Source organism: Streptacidiphilus monticola, from assembly GCF_042658505.1.
In the GTDB taxonomy this organism is placed as follows: domain Bacteria; phylum Actinomycetota; class Actinomycetes; order Streptomycetales; family Streptomycetaceae; genus Streptacidiphilus; species Streptacidiphilus monticola.
The window spans coordinates 1-2,433 of the sequence record NZ_JBHSQJ010000238.1; the positions used below are offsets into that span (position 1 = coordinate 1).

Annotated in this window: 1 protein-coding gene and 1 pseudogene; both read left to right on the top strand. The window is 69.1% G+C overall.

The window, feature by feature from the left end:
• The first annotated feature begins 226 nt into the window (after positions 1-226).
• Positions 227-1,249, top strand: a complete 1,023-nt coding sequence (locus tag ACFP3V_RS31605) for a LacI family DNA-binding transcriptional regulator (RefSeq protein ID WP_380591210.1) — start codon at positions 227-229, stop codon at positions 1,247-1,249.
• A 944-nt stretch (positions 1,250-2,193) separates the two neighbouring features.
• A pseudogene (locus ACFP3V_RS31610) lies at positions 2,194-2,433 on the top strand (sugar ABC transporter substrate-binding protein); the annotation flags it as partial.

A 2,433-nucleotide genomic window follows, 5' to 3' on the forward strand; every position in this document is an offset into this window, starting at 1 on the left:
CACGGCACTGAGCAGACCGGGCACATCCACACCATGCTCGGTCCCGTCGGCGCCAGACACAGGCGCCTGCAGGGCGCTTGCCTGAATGTTTCGCCGCCGAAACCGAAAAGCGATGTCTCGCCGGGACGCTAGAGCCCCGGCTCCTGCCTGGTCAAGCCCCAAGTCCGCGGGGTGACCGAAGCGTGATGTTGGCGGCCCCGAATGCCCTGTGGCCTATGCTGCGCGCATGAATCGAGCCGATGACGAGGGACGCGTCACGCTCTCGGACGTCGCCCGCGAGGCCGAAGTATCCATTTCGACCGTTTCGAAAGTCCTCAACGGCCATAGCCACGTCGCCGCTTCCACCCGGGAACGGGTCGAGGAGCTCCTGCTCCGCCACGGCTACCCGCGCGGGCGCCGCGCGGGCGCCGACGCGCCGCTGATCGAGATCGTGTTCCACCAACTCGACAGTCCGTGGGCCATGGAGCTGCTGCGGGGTGTCGAGGCCGTCGCCGCCGTTCGCGGGGCAGGTGTCGTCGTCACGCACAGCGGTTCCCGGCATGCACCGGGGCCCGAGTGGATCGAGGCGGTCGTGCGGCGCAGGCCGCTCGGTGTCGTGCTGGCCTTCTCGAGTCTCTCGCCGGAGCTCAAGCAGCAACTGTGGTCGCGCTCGATCCCGTTCGTGGTGATCGACCCGGCCGGGGATCCCGACCTGGACGTTCCGTCGGTCGGCTCGGCCAACTGGGCCGGCGGCCTGGCCGCCACCCGCCACCTGATCGAACAGGGCCATCGGCGCATCGGGATCATCACCGGTCCCGAGGACATGCTGTGCTCCCTCGCGCGGCTCGACGGCTACCGGTCCGCGCTGACCATGGCCGGTCTGGAGCCGGAGGCGAGCCTGGTCGAGTTCGGCGACTTCCATGCCGAGGGGGGATACCTCTGCGGCGGTCGGCTGCTCGCGCACGAGGAGCGGCCGACCGCCGTGTTCGCCGGCAGCGACCTGCAGGCGCTCGGCGTTCTGGAGGCCGCCCGCGTCCGAGGCCTGCGGGTTCCCGAGGACCTGTCGGTCGTCGGTTACGACGACCTCGAGATCGCCAAGTGGACCAGCCCGGCACTGACCACCGTGCGCCAGCCCCTGCGGGAGATGGCCGAGGAAGCCACTCGGCTCCTGCTCCGGCCGCGTGACGACAAGTCGCCCCTGCCGACTCGCCTGGAACTGTCCACGACACTCGTCGTTCGTGCCAGCACGGCACCCCCACCACAAGGTTGACGAGCGTCACGCCCCACGTCGCCGGCATCCGCGGCACAGCTGAAATATTTCGGACGAGGGGGAGGGGCTCGCTGCAGCCGTCTTCCGGCTCCGTCCGGGCCCCGCAGGTGCGAGGTGCCCCAACGGCCCAAGAGGCCTGCCACGCACTCGTGTCGACGGCCGTCGAATCCGTCCGGTCCGCCCTCTTGACGCGCTGAATCGACGAGCCGTACGGTCCCCACCGTTCGCTGAAAATCGGCATCAATGGCGAAATATTTCGCTCGGTTGATTCTCGTCCACGGAAGGGACATCCATGGGCAGGCACCATTCTCAGCTTGCCCCGCCACCGGTCGGGACGGCTCAGGCGCGACGTCGGCGCCAGAGAGAGCCGGCGTCCCTGCTCCCCGTGGGCGTCGTCGGGCTGGGCGCGGCACGCCCGCACGCTCCTGTGCGGGCGCGCCGCCAGGGTGCTCGGCGACCGTTCGCGCGCCGGCTCCGACTGCCGTGCCGACGCGGCTCCTTCGCCCTGCCGCAGGGCCTGCGACCCGCGGCCGCGGCTGCCCGCACGGAGTCGCACCGCCACCAGCTGTGCAGAATCCCGGGACACGCCATGAAGTCTCAAGCGGGTAACTTTCGAGGTAGTTTCGGAAATTACTCATTGACTCCCCCTCAGGGCCCACGCATACTTCCACCATTCGAAACTTCCCCGTAACGGAGGCGACTCCGTGCGGCGGCACCAGCGGCCAGGCAGGTCGGCAGGAACGTGTCGCGATCCGGAAGCCTGAGATCGCGGTGACCCCAGGATCTCGGCCTGGAGAGCCACCAGCGGACGCACGCGCCGACCTCGCAGGACACACCTGACTGCCCTACCCGATCCAGGCGTCGACCGGCACGCCGAGGGCTCCCCCTTCGCCCACATGTTTCGAACCCTTCGAAAATGATCACCCCACCAAGGAGTCTCCACGATGACGAGGACAACTCGCAGAGCGACGGTCGTCGCGATCGGTCTGGGTATCGCTCTCTCCGCGACCGGTTGTGCCGGGGGTAGCAGCGGCGGCAGCGGCAGCGGTTCGTCCGGCGGGAACGTCACGCTGACCGTCTGGGAGAACGCGCAGCCCGGGCCCGGTGCGGTGTACTGGACGAACGCCGCGAAGGCCTACCACGCTCTGCACCCGAACGTCACGATCAAGATCCAGCAGGTCCAG